Below are 17,328 nucleotides of genomic sequence, written 5' to 3'. Positions count from 1 at the left end.
TTCATGCCTGCGCGGCGCCGATCCCCGCCGCACGCGGAAACGTCAGCACCACCGCGAACCCGCCCGCATCGGGAAACGCAAACCCGATGCGCCCGCCGTGCGCCTTCATCACTTCCTGCACGATCGCGAGCCCGAGGCCCGACCCCGTGCGCCGCTCGCTGCCGTCCGGTGCGATCCGCACGAACGGCTGCAGCGCGGCATCCCAATGCTCGCGTGGAATGCCGCGGCCGTTGTCGGTGACGGTCAGCGTCACGGTATCGCCTGCGTTGCCCTTCGTCGCGACCGACACGACGATGTCGTCCGCATGCCCGTGCAGCAGCGCGTTGTGCAGCACGTTCGACAACGCTTCCTGCAGGCTGATCGCGTCGCCGTCGATCCAGGCGAGCGGCGCGTCGCTCGCGAATGCGACGGCGACATCGCGCTCGCCCGCGAGCGGAATCGCGCGGCCGAGCACGTCCTTCGCGAGCGCGACGAGGTCGACCGGCTGCAGCGGTACGGCTTCGGTGCGATGGATCACCATTGCGTGATTGAGCAACTGGCCGGTGAGCCGGCCGACGTCCGAAGAGGTCGCGCGTAGCGCGTCGAGGCGTGCCGCATGGCGCGCGGGATCGGATTCGCCGTCGAGCAGCTCGATCTGCGCGTCGAGTCGCGCGAGCGGCGTGCGCATCTGGTGCGCCGCGTCGGCGATGAAGCGCTGCATCGCGTTGATGCGTTCGGCCAGGCGGTGTATCAATCCGTTGATCGACCCGATGATCGCGTCGATCTCGCTCGGCGTGTCGACGGCCACCGGCCGCAGGTCGGCCGGGTCGCGCGCGGCGATGATCGTGCCGATCTGCGCGAGCGGGCGCAGGCCGCGCCGGATCGCGAGGCCGCTCGCGCCGATCGCGAGCACGCTCATCAGCAGGATCAGCGTCCACACCTTGAGGCTCATGTCGTTCGTGAGCTGCTGGCGCGCGTTGGTGGTTTGCGCGACGGTTACGAACGCCCAGCCCGGCGTGCTCTCTTCGGGCATGTAGCGCGCGATGGTCGCGGTGCGGATCCGGTGCCCCTGGTACAGGCCGTTCGCGAACGCCGGGCCCTGTTTCGCGGCGGCGAGCGTCACGGGGCTCGCGAGATCGTTGTAGCCGGCCACGACGATGCCGCGCGAATCGACGACCTTGTAGTAGACGAGGTCATAGCGTGACAGCGTCGACAGCGCGGCCACCGGCGGATTCAGCGCGAGCACGCCGCCCTGCACGTAGAGGTTTTCCGCGACCTGGATCGACGCGCCGGCAAGCAACTGGTCGTATGCGCGTTCGGCCGCGACGCCCGCGTAGTAGCGCGCGATCGCCGCGAGCGCGAGCGCGCCGGACGCAACCACGAGCGCGATGAAGAGCAGCGTGCGCCCAAACAGCGTCTTCGGGAACCAGTCAGTGCGCCGCAATCTGATACCCCATCCCGCGCGCGGTACGGATCTCGACCGAGCTGCCCTGCAGCTTCCTGCGCACGCGTGTCACGTACTGCTCGACCGCATTCGCGGTCGGCTCGTTGCCGAAGCTGAACAGCTGGTTCAGCAGTTCGTCCTTCGAGAAGATGCGTTGCGGGCGGCTCGCGAGGATTTCGAGCAGCGCGAATTCCTGGCGCGACAGCGACAACGGCTGGCCGTCGAGTTCCGCCAGGCGGCTGCTGCGGTCGATCACGAGGCCGCCGAGCGTCAGCACGTCGTTCGCGTGGCCGCTGTTGCGGCGCAGGAGCGCCTGCACGCGCGCGTCGAGCTCGCGGTAGTCGAACGGCTTCACCAGGTAGTCGTCGGCGCCGAGGCCGAGGCCGCTCACGCGGTCGTCGATCGCCGAGCGTGCGGTGACGAGCAGCACGGGTGTCGTGCTGCCCGACGCGCGCAGGTGTCGCAGCACGGTGAAGCCGTCCATGCCGGGCAGGTTCGCGTCGAGCACGACGAGGTCGAAGCGCTCGACGCGCAGCAGCCCGTTCGCGGTCGCGCCGTCGGTTTCGAGATCGACGGCATGGCCGAGCCGCGCCAGGCGGCTGCGGATCGCCGCGCCGATTTCGGCATCGTCCTCCACGACGAGAATGCGCATGGTGCCGTTTCGCAGATGGGTGGGTTAGGGGTTTTCCCGGGGCCGGGATGTCAGCATTTTCTCAGACTCGGTCGATAACCTGTGTCGAGCCGGATGCAGTACGCAAGGACGGCATTAATACCAGAAATATTCAAGGAGACGGCAACATGCAGCATGTCACGGGCACGACGAACGCGCGGCGCAGCGCGACGCGGGTTTTCGCGTGGCCGTTTGCCGTCCGTCGCACGGCGGCCCGCGCATGACGACGTCGCCGCGCCGCCGCGCGTTGATCGCCGCCGGCATCGGCATGCTGGCCGCGCCGCCGCTCGTGCGCGCGAAGCCGCGCACCGTCCGGATCTCGAAAGGCTTCGGGGTGCTGTACCTGCCGCTGCTCGTGATGGAGAAGCAGCGGCTGTTCGAGCGGCACGCGGCGCGCCACGGCGTGCGCGACGTCGCGGTCGACTGGGTGCTGCTCGACGGCGGCAATTCCGTCAACGACGCGATGATGGCCGGCACGCTCGATTTCGCAGGCGCCGGCGCTCCGGGTTTCATCGAGCTGTGGGCACGGGCGCGCGGCATTCCGAACGTCGAGGTGATCGGCATCAGCGGGCTGTCCACCACGTCGCTGTCGCTGAACGCGAACCGCACGGGCCTCGTGTCGCTGCGCGACTTCACGCCGTCCGACCGGATCGCGGTGCCCGGCATCCGCACGTCGCTGTCGGCGGTCGTGCTGCAGATGGTCGCGAGCCGGCAGCTCGGCGCGACGCATTTCGCGCAGCTCGATTCGATCACCGTGAACCTCCCGCATCCGCAGGCGATGCAGGCACTGATCCGGCGCGAGAACGGCGTGACCGCGCACTTCACGTCGCCGCCGTTCTCGACGCTCGAGCTGCGACAGCCGGGCATTCACCGCGTCGTGAATTCGGTCGACGTGCTCGGCCCGCTGACGCTCGACGTCGTATTCGCGCCGAAGCGGCTCGTCGATACGGACCCCGCGCTGGCCGTCGCGTTTCTCGGCGCGCTCGACGAAGCGAACCGCCTGATCGCGCAGGACCCGCGCGCGGCGGCCGCGCTGTATGCGGCGTCGTCGGGCGTCGGCGTGTCGCACGACGACGTGATGCGGATGCTCGCCGCGCCCGACACGCGTTTCTCGGTACTGCCGAACCAGCTGATGGACTACGTCGAATTCCTGTACCTGGCCGGCACGATCAAGGCGAAGCCGCGTGCATGGCACGAGATGTTCGCGCCGATGCTCGACGACTACCGGTCGCGCTGATGCCGCCGCTTCCTTTCCCCGACATGCCCCGCACCCGCGCGATCGTCGCGCGCGGCGCCGATTCAAACGACATGCAACCGCTGTGCAACCGATTCACGCAAGGAGCCTGAAGTGAATGCTACCGACACCCTGGACCCCGCGTCCGCCGAAGAACAGCGCATCATGTCGAAGATGGCGCGGCGCCTGCTGCCCATCCTCGTCGTGATGTTCCTGATCGCGTTCATCGACCGGCAGAACGTCGGCTTCGCGAAACTGCAGATGGTGCACAGCCTCGGGATGACGGAAGCCGCGTTCGGGCTCGCGTCGTCGCTGTTCTTCATCGGCTACCTGCTGTTCGAGGTGCCGAGCACGCTCGCGCTGCATCGCTACGGCGCGCGCGTGTGGCTCGCGCGGATCATGCTGACGTGGGGGCTGATCACGGTGCTGATGGGCTTCACGACGTCGATGCCCGCTTTCTGCGCGTTGCGCTTCGTGCTCGGCATCGCCGAGGCCGGCTTCTATCCGGGCGTGATCTACTACCTGACGTTGTGGTTTCCCCAGAGCTATCGCGCGAAGGTGCTCGGCATCTTCACGCTCGGCAGCGCGCTCGCGAACATGCTCGGCTCGCTGGTCGGCGGCGTGTTGCTGAGCCTGAACGGCGTGTGGGGGCTCGCGGGCTGGCAGTGGGTGTTCGTGGCGACGGGCATCCCGGCGGTGATCGTCGCGATCGTCGTGTTCCGCGTGCTGCCCGCGTCGGTGCGCGACGCCCGTTTCCTGGACGACCGCGAGAAGCAGATCGTCGAGGCCGCGCTCGAACGCGAGAAACCCGCGCAGGCCGAGCACGGCCAGCCGTGGAAAGCGCTGCTCGACCCGCGCGTGATGCTGTTCGCGGCGACCTACATGCTGATGTCGACGTCGCTGTACGGCGTGACGTACTGGCTGCCGACGCTCGTGAAATCGTTCGGCGTGTCGAGCACGACGAACGGCTTCCTGAGCATGCTGCCGTGGGCGCTTGCCGTGCTGCTGCTGGTGTGGCTGCCGGGGAAACTGCGCCGCGCGAAGAGCATCCTGCGCACGATCGCGATCGTCGCGGCGCTTGGCGCGCTCGGCTTCCTGCTGAGCCTCGTGCTGCCGTCGACGCCGCTGCGCTTCATCGCGCTGGTGCTCGGCGGCGCATGCATCCCGCTGCTGTATCCGTGCTTCTGGTCGATGCCGCCGCGCTACTTCACCGGCGCGCGGGCGGCGGCGAGCGTCGCGGCGATCAACTCGATCGGCAACCTCGGCGGCTTCTTCAGCCAGAACCTGATGCCGTTTGCCGGCAAGGTGACGGGCACCGCGTTCGGGCCGATGATCGTGCCGATCGTGTGTCTCGCGCTGCTCGGAATCGGCGCGCTGGTCGCGTGGACCCGCTCGGAGCGGGGGATGGTGGCGATGCGGGCGTGAGGTGTGCGGCGCGGCCGGATTGTGGTCCCGGACACGTTGGTTAGGCCAAATGGCCGACTGCACGTGTAAAAGAGGGTTTGCTACCATGGATTACATATGTGATCCATGGAGTGTGCGATGAAAACCGCGATCATGCCGGCGCTGCGTGTCGATCCGCAATTGCGGGAGGCGGCAGAGTCGGTCCTTGAGGAAAACGAGACGTTGTCTGCGTTCATGGAGTCGGCGCTTCGCGATGGTATCGCGCGTCGTCGCCTGCGGCGCGAGTTTGTCACCCGTGGCCTTGCATCGCGCGACGAGGCGCGCCGTACCGGCGAATACGTCGACGCCGCCGACGTGCAGGCCGAACTCGAGGGCATGCTGAACGCTGCGAGAACAGCGAAGGCGGCGGATTGATCTATCGGGTCCGATATACAAGTGCGGCCCGTGAGGATCTGGTGCAGATGCATCGATACCTGCTCGAACGTGATACCGATGCAGCGGCAGCGGGCTGCGGACGCGATCGAACAAGGTATCGCCATGCTCCGAATGTTTCCGTTCACATGCCGCAAGATCGACGACGGGAATCCGTTTCTGCGTGAGCCGATCGCGTCTTTCGGCACGTGGGGCTACGTCCTGCCGTTCGAGATTGAAGCGGCCGGGCAAGTCACGATTCTGGCCGTGCGACATCAACGGGAAGACGACTACCACTGACGCATGATCGACGCGGCGGCCGGCATTTGCCGATATTGCCGCCTCGATCAGCGATCGATCCTCGAACCTCCATTCCCGCCATGCGCGACCGCAGCAGGCGCAGGCGACAGCGGAATCTCGACCTCGATCGTCGTCCCCTCGCCGAGCGTCGTTGCGATCCGCAGCGTGCCGCCAACGAGATACGCACGCTCGCGTAACCCGACCAGCCCGAACGATCCCGATTTGCGCGGCACGCCGGGATCGAATCCCGCGCCGTCGTCGCGAATCGTCAGCTCGATCGCCTGGTTCGCCTGCACGAGCGCGACGTTCGCATGCGACGCGGCCGCGTGCCGTGCGACGTTCGCGAGCGCTTCCTGGGCGATGCGGAACACCGCCGTCGCGTAAGGCTCGTCGAGTTGCAGTTCGGGCGGGTCGACATGCAGCGCGCATTCGATGCCGTGACGGTGCCGGAAATCCTCCACGAGCCATTGCATCGCGGCGGCGAAGCCGAGATCGTCGAGCATCAGCGGGCGCAGGTCAGACGCGATGCGGCGCGTCGCGGCCACCGCGCCGCGCGCCAGCGTGTGCATCGCCGCGATCTTGCGCGCCAGCAGTGCATCGTCCTGCGGCACGCGATCGATCAGCCATTCCAGATCGTTCTTCAGCGTCGCGAGTGTCTGCGCGAGTTCGTCGTGCAGCTCGCGTGCGATGCGGCGCTGCTCGGCTTCGCGAGCGCTCGCGCTGATCGCGGCGATCTCGCGCAGCTCCTCGCGCGACGCCTGCAGCGCTCGCTCGGCGCGCACGCGTTCCTCGACTTCGCGCCGCAGGTCGCGGTTCGACGCGCTCAGTTGCGCGGTGCGTGCGGCAACGCGCTGTTCGAGCCGCTCGTTCGCGTCGTTCAATTGCGCGCTCTTCTGCACGACGAGCAGATGCTGGTAGCGCGCGCCGGCCAGCGCGCGCACCGTCTGCGCATGCAGTCGGCCGTTTTCGAACAGCATCGCGAACAGCACGACGCCGGACGCGACCAGACCGTACGCGCGCCCCGCGTAGAAGCCGAGATCGTAGCGCCCGTGATTCAGCATCGCCGACAGCGCGATGTCGAACAGCCACGCGACGAGCACCGTCATCACCCACAGGTCGAGCACGGAATGCCGCCGCCGCCGCTGCCACATCAGCATCAGCGCCACCAGGTTCAGCCCCCAGACGATCGTGATCGCGTTCGTCATCGTCGCGGCCATCCGGTTGCCGTTCATGATGCGCGGCAGCAGGTCGTGGCCGGCCGTCGCGAGCAGCGCGAGCGCGGCCGTCGCGCCGAGCGCGGCCGCGATGCACAGCACCACGGGAATCGCCGCGCGGCGTTGCGGAGCCGGGATCGGGCCCGCGGCAGGCGATGCCGCGCGCAGCAGCGCGTACGCGGCGACCGCCAGCGGGAAGCCGCCGTGCCAGAACAGGTAGAGCCAGGCGGTGGTCTGGTCGCCGGCGCCGAGCAGGCCGGTCGGCGCGAACAGCCCGGGAAAGGTCAGCATGTGGGAGCCGGCCATGAAGCCCGTGAACAGGTAGCCGCCCGCGAGCACGAGCAGCGGCTTCTCGCGCAGGATCGCGTACTGGCCGAGCAGCAGGCCGGCCGTCACCATGTCGTTGACGACGATCGCCGACTGGTACACGGGGATGAACGCCCAGCCCGGCGCAAGCGGCCTGCCCGCGAAGGGCGCAAGCGCGGCGAAGATCACCGCGGACACGAGCACGGTCGCGAGCGCGAGCCGCCGTTCGCGCCGGCCCGGCGGCAGCGACGACATGAACAGGCGCGACGCGTCGGAGGTGTCGTCGTCCGGGGGGGAGGGCGGGAGGTGGAAGGCGGCCGTCATGCGTCGCCGCCGGGGTCGAGGTCGTGGCGCACCGCGTAGCGGACCAGCGCGGCTTCGTGCGGCAGTTCCATCTTCTCGAGGATCCGTGTCTTGTAGGTGCTGACCGTCTTCGCGCTCAGCGCGAGTTCGGTCGCGATCTGCGTGACGGTCTGGCCGGCGACGATGCGGCGCATCACGTCGAGCTCGCGCGCGGACAGCCGTTCGTGCGGCAGTGCCGCGGCCGGCGCGCGCAGCGTGAGCGCGAGGCTTTCGGCCGCCGACGGGCTCACGTAGACGCCGCCCGCCGCGACCTTGCCGACCGCCTCCACGAGCTCGGCGGTCGCGCTGTCCTTCGTCAGGTAGCCGGTTGCGCCGGCCTTGAACGCGCGCGCCGCGTATTGCGCCTCCGCGTGCATCGTCAGCACGAGCATGCGCAGCGACGGCGCGTGGTGCTTCACCAGCCGGATCAGCTCGATCCCGGTCGGCGCGGGCATCGACAGGTCGAGCAGCAGCACGTCGGCGGTACCGCGCTCGACCAGCGCGAGCGTGGCCGAGCCGTCGCTTGCCTCGCCGACGATTTCGAAACCGCCGGCCGTTTCCAGGATGTGACGCAGTCCGTCTCGCATGACTGCGTGATCGTCAGCCAGAATTACCCTGATCATCTAGCGATCCTCTTCGGGATGACGCCGCGCCCTGCTGTCCGGTGGTCGCCGCGGCCGTTCTTCTGACCAATATATTCCGCCGAATCCGAAAACGATACACATCCGGTAAATTTTCGAGACAGGTTTTCGATGAATGTGCACTGAAACGAAATAATTCCCGAGAAAACATACGCGGCGGGGCGGGCGCGAATCAGGGTATTCCCGGGTGGTCGCGGCGGCGGGAACCGGGCGGCGCGGCGGGTCGCCAGCCGCCCCGCGAACCGCCCGGATTCGGGACTAAACTGGTGCCCGATGCCACGACACTAACGAGGAGCCCCGTGATGATCGATCTTGCCGATATCCTGCCGTCCGCACTGCCTGCCGCCGTCGCGTGGGCCGAAGCGGAGGCGGCGCGCGGGATCGCGCAGGGTGCGCCGCTGACGCCGGCGCAGGCCGACGACGCGCGCACGGTGGGTGTCGCCCAGCCGGAGCGGATCCGCGTGGTGATCGTCGAGCGCATGCCGTTTCCGGAGACGCCGACGCTCGCCGCGATCGCCCGCGACACGGGGCTGTTGTCGCCGGGGACGATCGGGCTCACGCTCGGTCATGCGGTGTACGTGCTGCGCGGGCAGGACACGCGCCGCCTGCTGACCCATGAATTTCGCCACGTGCATCAGTACGAGGCCGCCGGATCGATCGGCGCGTTTCTCGCGCGCTATCTGCAGGAGATCGCGACGGTCGGCTACCACGACGCGCCGCTCGAGGCCGACGCGCGGCAGCACGAGTTCGATTGATCCGCCACGCCGGCGCGACCGCGCGCACCGCCCGATGAACGCTCCCCATGCCAACGCCGGCCCGGTGTTCTCACGCCGGGGCGTTTCGCCATGGAGCGTGCAATGAGCGACACGATCCACGCGTGGATCGGCGCGATCGGCGCGCATCCGCTGCTCGTGCTCGCGGTCGTGTTCGTGACCGCGTGCGCCGAGGCGATCGCGCTGATCGGCACGGTCGTGCCGGCCGGCGCTGTGATGTTCGCGGCCGGTGCGCTGATCGGCGCGGGCGCGCTCGACGGCTGGACGACGATCGGCGTCGCGGCAGTCGGCGCCGTGATCGGCGACGGCATCAGCTACGAGCTGGGGCGGCACTACCGCGGAATGATCCGCAACGCATGGGCGCGCTTCGGTTATGCGAACGCCTACGGGCGCGGCGAGGAGTTCGTGCTGCGCCATGGCGTGAAGAGCATCGTGCTCGCACGTTTTCTTGCGCCGGTGCGTGCGGTCGTGCCGGTCGTCGTCGGCTGCGCGACGCTGCCGCGCCGGTCGTTCTATCCGGTCAACGTCGTCTCGGCACTCATCTGGGCGCCCGTGCACGTCGCGCCGGGCATCGTGTTCGGCGCGTCGGCCGCGCTGGCCGCGGCGATCAGCGTGCGGGTCGCCGTGATCCTGCTGGTCGTCGCGGCGCTGGTCGCGCTCGTGTGGATCGGCGTGCGCGTCGCGCTGCGGCGCGGTTGGCCGCTGTTGCGTCGTGCGCTCGTCGAAGGGGTGCACGCATGCGCGCACCGCTGGCCGCGGGTCGGCGCGCGGCTGCACGACGCGATCGCGTACGTGCGCGGCCTGCCGGGCGCGGTGCCCGCGCTCGCGCTGCTGTTCGTCGGCTGCGTGTGGCTGTTCGCGGGCCTTGTGCAGGATGTCGTCGCGAACGATCCGTTGACGCACGCTGACATCGCGCTGTACGCGTTCCTGCAGAACCTGCGCACGCCGCCGGTGGACGCCATGATGCGCGCGCTTGCCGTATTGCACGGGCACGATACGGGGCTGATCGTCGCGGCCGCGTTTCTCGTCTGGCTGATGATCCATCGCTGCTGGCTGACCGCCGCGTGGTGGCTCGCGACCGTCGGCGTCGCCGTCTTGCTCGTGCCGGCGTTCGGTGCGGGCGTACCCGGCGCGACGCCCGCGAGCCTGCCGCCCGGCGCGCTGCACGTACCGCTGCCCGATGCCGAAGCCGCGTTCGCGATTCTCGCAAGCAGTGGCCTCGGCTGGGTGCTGACGCGTGACCGGCCCGCGCCGTGGCGGATCCCGGTCGTGACCGCGGTGGTGCTGTGGATCGTGCTCGGCGGCTTCGCGCGGCTGTATGTCGGAGACACGTGGCTGTCGGGCCTGCTGGGCGGCTGGAGCCTCGGGCTGGCCTGGTTCGCGTTGCTGGCCGGCGCCTACGCGTACTGGCGCGTGCGCGAGCATGTGCAGCCGAGGGGCGCGCTCGTCGCGGTGACCGTGGTGCTCGCGACGGCCGGCGTATGGACGGTTCCCGCGCAATGGCAGCTCGACCGCGCGGCGCGCCCGCATGTCGGCGACGTGGTCGCGATGACCGTCGACCAGTGGCTGCGCGGCGGGTGGCAGCGCGTGCCGGTGCGGCGCACCGAGATCGGCGGCGACCGCGAGGAGTATCTGCCGCTGCAATGGAGCGCGACGTCGGACACGCTCGACCGGCATCTCGCGCAGGCCGGCTGGCAGCGCGCGACGCCGTGGTCGCCCGCCACCGCGCTGCGCTGGCTGCTGCCGCAGGCGCCGGCCGAGGCGCTGCCGGTGCTGCCGCGTTACACGCACGGCGAAAGCACGCGCCGCGTGTTCGTGCGCGTCGATCCGGGCCAGCCGGAAAGCCGCCTCGTGCTGCGGCTGTGGCGTTATCCGTACGTGTTGCAGGACGCGCTCGGCATGCGGCCGCTGTGGTACGGCGCGCTGTATCGCGAGACGCTGCATCGGCCGGCGCGGCTGATGACGATCGTGCGCTCGACGACGATCGACGATGCGGCGTCGATTGCGAAGGCGCTGGCGGTCGAGCCGACGATCGGGCATCCGCCGGCGGGGACGACGGCCGCGCCGGCCGAGATGCTGCTGGTATGGATGGTCAGGCCGTGAGCGGGCCGTGCGCCGCTTACGCGTGCGCCGGCTGCGCGGGGACGACGGACAGGCGCAAGCCGACAGTCTTGAGCACCGCGAGCAGCGTTTTCAGCGTCGGGTTGCCGTTGGGGGACAGCGTGCGGTACAGCGATTCGCGGCTGATGCCGGCTTCGGCCGCGACCGCGCCGAGCCCGCCGTACGCTTCCGCGACGGTGCGCAGCGCGAGCAGGCCGGCCGCGCGGTTGTCGGGATCGTCGAGCGACTCCATCGCAACGCGCAGATAGGCCACTGCGAGTTCGCGGTCGGCGCCGAGTTCGGCGACTTCCGCGTCGTGGTGCGATACCGCACCTTTGAGCTTGGTCATGTTTGCCTCCGTTTCCAGTTCGACCAGTGTTCCTTGGCGCGCCTGATGTCGTCGGGTTGGCTGCTTTTGTCGCCGCCCGACAGCAGCAGCACCAGTGCGCCGCCGTACCGCCCGAAATACACGCGATAGCCGGCGCCGACGTGGACGCGCAGTTCGATCACGCCTTCGCCGACAGGCTCGCAATCGCCGAAGTTGCCCGTCTGCACGCGGCGCAGGCGTTCGCGAATCCGGGCCTGTGCAAGCTTGTCGCGCACGGCGTTCAACCATTCGGTGAAGGGCTCGCGACCATCGTCGCGCTGGTAGCGAAGAAGTTCGAACTTGGAGAGCATTGTAACTTATAAGCTACAAAAAGGGGGAATGAGAAAGGAGGCGGTCGTGCGAGTTGCCGGGTGGTGTGCGCAGGGGCGTGCGCGCATTGGCGAGTCGGAACGACACAGGACGCCGCATGCGTGGCAGTTGCCGTGCAGGCAGCGAAACCGGCTTCCCGGACGAAGATCATTCTTTCATCCGGTACCTGGCGTGGCGATTCGGCCGAATGGCCGGTGTCGATGGCGCGTGTGGAGGGCACGCGCCATGAATGGGACGTGAGGCAAGTGCGCGAACAGTCCGACGGCGGGCGCGTCGCGCGGCGCGCCCGCCGGAAAATCCTCGTGCGTTACCGTTGCATCGTCATGCCGTCGCGGCAACGCATGCCGACGCAAACTCCGCCAGCGTGCGCAACGCGTCCCGCGCCGAGCGCAGGTAAAACGACTGCAGATGAAACACATGCCAGCGCGCCGCATGAATCTCCAGCCGGCACGGCACGCCGCAGGCCTGCGCGTGACTGGCCAGCCGCTGCGCGTCCGACAGCAGCACTTCCTGGTCGCCGGCCTGGACGAGCATCGGCGGCAGGCCGCGCAGGTCGGTATCGAGCGGGCCGCGGGCCGCCGCCGATCCGGCGCCGTGATACCAGCGCAGCCCTTGCTCGAGCCAGCCGCGGCGGATCATCGGATCGTCGTGGCGGCGCGAGGCCAGCGTCGCGCCGCCGAGCGCGGGATCGGTCACGGGCGAGATCAGCAGCAACGCGGCGGCGGCGGGCTCGCCGCGCTCGCGCAGCGCGATGGCCAGTGCCAGCGCCAGCGCACCGCCGGCCGAATCGCCCGCGATCGCGATCCGGTGCGGAGCGTGACCCTGCGCGCGCATCGCGTCATAGACGGCCAGCGCATCGTCGAGCGCGGCCGGGCCCGGATGCTCGGGGGCCAGCCGGTAATCGGGCACCCACACCGGCAGGCCGGCATCGTTCGCGAGCCGCGTCGTCACGCCGCGATGCGTATGCGGCCCGCCGAGGCAGAATGCGCCGCCGTGCAGATAGAGGATCGCGCCGCCCGTGTCGCCGCGTTTCGGCGCAACCACTTCGACCGGCACGCGGTGCGCGTGCGTACGGTAGCGCAGCGTGCCGCCCGTGCCGGGCATCAGCGGCGACAGCAGCGCGACGACGCGGCGTTGCATGCGTGCGCCGAACGGCGGCCCGATCAGCGGCCGGAACGCCACGCGCAGGAAACCGCGCAGCGAGGCGGCCGTGAGCGCCTCCAGCGGGCCGGCGGGTGGCGCGACTACGACGTCGCGTGTCGGGGCAACCGATTCGGGCGCCGGATGCGTGAAACGGTAGGCGGACATCCCGGTGAAACGGGTGATCCACCGGTAGGTCAGCGTGAAGCCCGGCCAGTTCGTGCTGTTGTGTCCCGATGCATCGACATACCAGCTCTTGCAACTGTTCCACACCGATCCTTCGAGCCGCTGCTGCACATGCGCGTTGAAGCGCCGGTAGCGGCGCGCGTCGACGTCGATCTCGCGTGCGCCGTTGCGCCGCATCGCGTGCAGGCAGCGCATCACGTGCGCGATCTGGCTTTCGAGCATGTAGACGATCGAGTTGTGGCCGAGATTGGTGTTCGGGCCGTACAGCATGAAGAAGTTCGGAAAACCGGGCACGGTAAGCCCGAGATACGCCTGCGCGCCGCGCCGCCATGCGTCGTTCAGGTCGAGCCCGTCGCGGCCCGTGATGCGCATCGGCGACAGGAACTCGGTCGCCGCGAACCCCGTGCCGTAGACGATGGCATCGACCGGATGATGCACGCCGTCGACGGTCTCGATGCCGCGCTCCGTCACGCGCCGGATCCGCTGCGTGACGAGTTCGACGTTGTCGCGGCTCATCGCGGCCAGGTAGTCGCTCGACAGCAGGATGCGCTTGCAGCCGATCGGGTAGTCGGGCGTGAGCCGTGCGCGCAACGCGGCGTCCGGCACGTCGCGCGCGAGCAGCTTGCGGAACGGCCGGCCGACCGCGACCTTCATCAACCGGTGCAGGCGCGTGAACGCGATCGCGCGCGATTCGTAGCGCAGGTAGATCGATGCGCGATGCAGCTTCATCGCCCACGGAAGCGTGCGGAACAGCGCCTTCTCCCACGGGCGGTACGCGCGGTCGGGGCGCGGCATCACGTAGGCCGGCGAACGCTGGAATACGGTCAGGCGCTGCACGTCGCCGGCGATCGCGGGGACGAACTGGATCGCCGACGCACCGGTGCCGACCACCGCCACGCGCTTGCCGGCGAGCGCATAGTCGTGATCCCAGTGCGCGGAGTGGAATGCGCGGCCGCGGAACGTGTCGATGCCGGGCAGGTCGGGCATCGCGGGGCGGCTCAGCTGCCCGGTGCCGCTGACGAGCACGGCGGCGCTGAGTGTCGTGCCGTCGGCGAGCGTGACGCGCCACAGCGCGGCGGCTTCGTCGTAACGCGCATGCGCGACGTCGGCGCCGAAGCGCAGGTAGCGCGCGAGGCCGTACTTGTGCGCGCAATGCTGGAGGTACGCATGGATTTCGGGCTGCGGTGCGAACACGCGCGACCAGGCCGGGTTGGGCTCGAACGAAAACGAGTACAGGTGCGAGGGCACGTCGCACGCGGCGCCCGGGTAGCTGTTGTCGCGCCACACGCCGCCGACGTCGTGCGAGCGTTCGACGATCGCGAAATCGTGGATGCCGGCACGTTGCAGCGCAATGGCCATGCCGATGCCGGCGAAGCCGGCGCCGATGATGATCGCCGCGAGCGGTGCGGTGGATTCGGTCAGGCGGGCAGCGTCACGCGACGACATGGCGGGTCTCCTCAGGCTGGACGGCTTCGTGCGCGGCGTGCGAAGCGGGAGCGGAATCCGTCGCTGTCCTGACGGTTTCGCGCTGCGGCCGTGCTGGCGTGCGGCACACGCCGCGAATCAGGTCGACGGCCTTCTCGGCGATCATGATCGTCGGTGCGTTGGTGTTGCCGCCGACGAGCGTCGGCATGACCGACGCATCGACGATGCGCAGCCCCTGCAGGCCGCGCACGCGCAGCTGCGGATCGACGACGGCGAGCGTGTCGTGCCCCATCCGGCACGTGCCGACCGGGTGGTACACGGTGTCGGTACGCCGCCGCAGCACGTCGCGGATTTCATCGTCGGTGTCGACGTTCGTGGTGAACAGGTCGCCCGTGGTCCAGCTGGCGAGCGCCGGCGCTTCCATCAGCCGCCGTGTGAGCCGGAAGCCCGCGACCATGTCGTCGAGGTCGCGCGGATCGTCGAAGAACGCGGGGTCGATGCGCGGTGCCGCGAGCGGATCGGCGCTGTCGAGCGTGACCGAGCCGCGGCTGCGCGGCCGCAGCAGGCACACGTGGCACGACAGCCCGTGGCCGGCGTGCAGCTTGCGCGCGTGATCGTCGACGAGCGCGACGACGAAGTGCAGCTGGATGTCCGGTGCGTCGAGGTCCGCGCGGGTCTTCAGGAAACCGCCGCCTTCCGCGAAATTCGACGTCAGCATGCCGCGCCGCTCGCGGCGAAAGCGCGTGAGCTCGCGCAGCATGCGCATGCCGCCGCGCGCGGATACGCCCATCGTGTCGACGCTGCGCGTGCGGTAGCCGAAGATGAAATCCGGATGATCCTGCAGGTTGCGGCCGACGCCGGGCAGGTCGGCGTGCACCGCGATGCCCCGTTGCCGGAGTTCGCTGCCCGGGCCGACGCCCGACAGCATCAGCAGTTGCGGCGTTTGCAGCGCGCCGGCCGCGAGCACGACTTCACGCCGGGCGCGCAGTGTGCGGACCTCGCCGTGCTGCCGGACTTCGACGCCGGTCGCGCGCGTGCCGTCGAACAGGATGCGCAGCACCTGCGCGTGGGTCTCGACCGTCAGGTTGTCGCGGCGGCCGATGTACGGCAAGAGGTACGCACGCGCCGCGCTCCACCGTTCGCCGTGCTTCTGCGTGACCTGGTAGATGCCGATGCCTTCCTGCTGCGCGCCGTTGAAATCGTCGGTGAGCGGCAGGCCGGCCTGTTGCGCCGCTTCCAGGTAGCGCCCATGGAACGGGTTGCCGGTGCGCAGGTCGCTTACCCACAGCGGGCCGTCGCGGCCGTGCCACGCATCGTCGAAGCGCTCGTTGTGCTCGCTCAGGCGGAAGTACGGCAGCACGTCGTCGTAGGCCCAGCCTTCGTTGCCGAGCGCGGCCCAGCCGTCGTAGTCGATGCGATGGCCGCGGATATAGACCATCGCGTTGATGGCCGACGAACCGCCCAGCGCCTTGCCGCGCGGCTGGTAGCCGATGCGCCCGCCGAGGCCGCGCTGCGGCACCGTGTCGAAGGCCCAGTTGTTCACGCGGGTCGGCATCATCGCGACCGCGCCGGTCGGCACGTTGACGAGCGTGCCGTCGCCGCGGCCGCCGGCCTCGAGCACGCAGACGGTCACGGCCGGGTCCTCGGTCAGCCGCCCGGCGACGACGCAGCCGCCCGACCCGCCGCCGACGACGATGTAGTCGAAAGTCCTGCTCATGGGTTCATCCTCCGATGGTCGATGGATCAGGCGGGGTGCGGCAGCGCGCACGGGCGGCCGGCGCTTGGCCGGGCAGGGGCAAGGGTTCGTGCAGGCACGGCGCGCCGGCGTGCGAAGCGGGCTGCGGGATCGGTCGGGCGACTGCGTCGCATGGTGTCTCCTCCGGGGGCGTTGGCGTCGTTCGGGCGACGACTGGATGACGCCGATGGTGCTGGCCGCATGGGAAAACACCAATGCTGCTTCGGGACAATTGTTTTAGTATTTGGGCCAAATCGGCGCTTCGAGGGTTTCTCCGCATGAGCTTCTGGGACTTCACCCGGAGTCCGGCCAGCGCCCGGCTGCTGGTCGATTTCGGCGACGAACGCGGCGTGCCGCACGCGACGCTGCTGGCCGGCACGGGGCTCGCCAACGCTCAGCTCGACGATCCGAAGGTCGAGGTGACGGCCGCGCAGGAACTGCGGCTGACCGGCAACCTGCTGCGCGCGCTCGGGCGGGCGCCGGGCCTCGGGTTCGAGGTCGGCCTGCGCTACCACTTCTCCGCGTACGGCGTGTGGGGCTACGGGCTGATCGCGAGCGCGACCGCGCGCGACGCACTCGCGCTGGCGATGCGCTTCCTGCCGCTCACCTATGCGTTCACCGTGATCACGTATCGTGAAGAGGACAGCACGTGCGTGCTCAGTTTCGGCGCGCCGGAACTCGATGGCGCGCTGAACCGGTTCCTCGTCGAGCGCGACATGACGGCGGCGGCCGTATTGCTGCGGGAAATCGGCGGCGACGCATTCGAGCTGTCGCGCTTCACGGTGCAGGCGACGCGCGCGCCGTCCGTGCCGGTGCCGCGCATCGCCGGCGTCGAACCGGTTTTTTCGGCGCGCGCGAACAGCCTCGCGTTCGACCGCGCGTTGCTCGACCGGCCGCTGCCGCACGCGAATCCGCTGACGGTGTCGATGTGCGAGCAGATGTGCGGCCAGCTGCTCGAAGCGCGGCGCGCGCGGGTGGGCACGTCGGAGATGGTGCGCCAGTACCTGGGCGCGACGCCCGGCCCCGCGCCGTTCTCGCTCGAGGACATGGCGCGGCTGCTGAACACGAGCCCGCGTACGCTCAAGCGCCGGCTGCAGGAGGAGGGCACGACGTTCCGGGCGCTGCTCGCGCAGGCGCGCGGCGCGATGGCCGAGACGCTGCTCGGCGACGCACGCCTGTCGCTCGCGGAGGTGGCCGAGCGGCTCGGCTTCAGCGACCTGTCGAGTTTCTCGCAGGCGTTCAAGCGCTGGTACGGCGTGCCGCCGGGCGCGTATCGCAGCGCGGCGCAACGGGACGGCGGCCGTTCCTGAATCACGCCACGATCGCC

14 protein-coding genes and 1 pseudogene are annotated in these 17,328 nt (G+C 69.6%); 7 read left to right on the top strand and 8 right to left on the bottom strand.

All coding sequences use genetic code 11. From position 1 onward, the window contains the following. Position 1: 1 nt before the first annotated feature. The gene (locus ABY44_RS17525) at positions 2-1,423 is read right to left on the bottom strand and encodes a sensor histidine kinase (protein WP_060171365.1); all 1,422 of its coding nucleotides are present in this window, start codon (positions 1,421-1,423) and stop codon (positions 2-4) included. Next, positions 1,410-2,075, bottom strand: coding sequence for a response regulator transcription factor (locus ABY44_RS17520; protein ID WP_059521686.1), 666 nt, complete (start codon positions 2,073-2,075; stop codon positions 1,410-1,412). The genes ABY44_RS17525 and ABY44_RS17520 overlap by 14 nt, the downstream gene beginning before the upstream one ends. A 238-nt stretch (positions 2,076-2,313) precedes the next feature. Between ABY44_RS17520 and ABY44_RS17515 the strand changes: the two genes are divergently transcribed. The 4 genes and pseudogenes from ABY44_RS17515 (at position 2,314) to ABY44_RS17500 (ending at position 5,442) form a co-directional block, all read left to right on the top strand. Next, positions 2,314-3,330, top strand: a complete 1,017-nt coding sequence (locus tag ABY44_RS17515) for an ABC transporter substrate-binding protein (protein ID WP_060171363.1) — start codon at positions 2,314-2,316, stop codon at positions 3,328-3,330. A gap of 111 nt (positions 3,331-3,441) precedes the next feature. Next, positions 3,442-4,752 (top strand): MFS transporter, encoded by a 1,311-nt coding sequence (locus tag ABY44_RS17510; protein WP_060171360.1) that lies wholly within the window; start codon positions 3,442-3,444, stop codon positions 4,750-4,752. A gap of 117 nt (positions 4,753-4,869) precedes the next feature. Then, positions 4,870-5,145 carry a YlcI/YnfO family protein gene (locus tag ABY44_RS17505; RefSeq protein WP_060171358.1) on the top strand — a complete coding sequence of 92 codons (276 nt, stop codon included), beginning with the start codon at positions 4,870-4,872 and terminating at the stop codon, positions 5,143-5,145. Next, positions 5,142-5,442: pseudogene (locus tag ABY44_RS17500) on the top strand (type II toxin-antitoxin system RelE/ParE family toxin). Before ABY44_RS17505 ends, ABY44_RS17500 begins: the two are co-directional and overlap by 4 nt. Positions 5,443-5,489: 47 nt before the next feature. Here the strand turns inward: ABY44_RS17500 and ABY44_RS17495 are convergent. After that, entirely contained in the window at positions 5,490-7,286 is a 1,797-nt protein-coding gene (locus ABY44_RS17495; RefSeq protein WP_431641464.1) for an MASE4 domain-containing protein, read from the bottom strand. Beyond that, on the bottom strand, positions 7,283-7,927 hold the full coding sequence (locus tag ABY44_RS17490) for a response regulator (RefSeq protein WP_027790813.1): 645 nt from the start codon (positions 7,925-7,927) through the stop codon (positions 7,283-7,285). Before ABY44_RS17490 ends, ABY44_RS17495 begins: the two co-directional genes overlap by 4 nt. Positions 7,928-8,247: 320 nt before the next feature. Between ABY44_RS17490 and ABY44_RS17485 the strand changes: the two genes are divergently transcribed. Both ABY44_RS17485 and ABY44_RS17480 read left to right on the top strand, forming a co-directional pair. Further along, positions 8,248-8,700, top strand: a complete 453-nt coding sequence (locus ABY44_RS17485) for a hypothetical protein (RefSeq protein WP_027790814.1) — start codon at positions 8,248-8,250, stop codon at positions 8,698-8,700. Between the two features lie 102 nt (positions 8,701-8,802). After that, complete coding sequence (locus tag ABY44_RS17480; protein WP_060171354.1) at positions 8,803-10,821, top strand: VTT domain-containing protein; 2,019 nt, start codon at positions 8,803-8,805, stop codon at positions 10,819-10,821. Between the two features lie 16 nt (positions 10,822-10,837). Here ABY44_RS17480 and ABY44_RS17475 read toward each other — a convergent pair whose 3' ends face one another. The 4 genes from ABY44_RS17475 to ABY44_RS17460 all read right to left on the bottom strand — a co-directional run bounded on the left by ABY44_RS17475 (position 10,838) and on the right by ABY44_RS17460 (position 15,983). After that, the gene (locus ABY44_RS17475) at positions 10,838-11,167 is read right to left on the bottom strand and encodes a DNA-binding protein (RefSeq protein ID WP_011356110.1); all 330 of its coding nucleotides are present in this window, start codon (positions 11,165-11,167) and stop codon (positions 10,838-10,840) included. Beyond that, the gene (locus ABY44_RS17470) at positions 11,164-11,496 is read right to left on the bottom strand and encodes a type II toxin-antitoxin system RelE/ParE family toxin (protein ID WP_048020341.1); all 333 of its coding nucleotides are present in this window, start codon (positions 11,494-11,496) and stop codon (positions 11,164-11,166) included. Before ABY44_RS17470 ends, ABY44_RS17475 begins: the two co-directional genes overlap by 4 nt. 340 nt (positions 11,497-11,836) lie before the next feature. Next, the gene (locus ABY44_RS17465) at positions 11,837-14,287 is read right to left on the bottom strand and encodes a flavin-containing monooxygenase (RefSeq protein ID WP_060171352.1); all 2,451 of its coding nucleotides are present in this window, start codon (positions 14,285-14,287) and stop codon (positions 11,837-11,839) included. After that, complete coding sequence (locus tag ABY44_RS17460) at positions 14,274-15,983, bottom strand: GMC family oxidoreductase (protein ID WP_060171351.1); 1,710 nt, start codon at positions 15,981-15,983, stop codon at positions 14,274-14,276. The genes ABY44_RS17465 and ABY44_RS17460 overlap by 14 nt, the downstream gene beginning before the upstream one ends. A gap of 296 nt (positions 15,984-16,279) precedes the next feature. Between ABY44_RS17460 and ABY44_RS17455 the strand changes: the two genes are divergently transcribed. Continuing rightward, positions 16,280-17,311, top strand: coding sequence for an AraC family transcriptional regulator (locus tag ABY44_RS17455; protein ID WP_060171349.1), 1,032 nt, complete (start codon positions 16,280-16,282; stop codon positions 17,309-17,311). Positions 17,312-17,328 lie beyond the last annotated feature (17 nt).

This window comes from Burkholderia sp. ZZQ-2, assembly GCF_050768715.1.
In the GTDB taxonomy this organism is placed as follows: domain Bacteria; phylum Pseudomonadota; class Gammaproteobacteria; order Burkholderiales; family Burkholderiaceae; genus Burkholderia; species Burkholderia cepacia.
The sequence above is the reverse complement of the archived record's forward strand: the minus strand, read 5'-3'. Positions and strand labels throughout refer to the sequence as shown.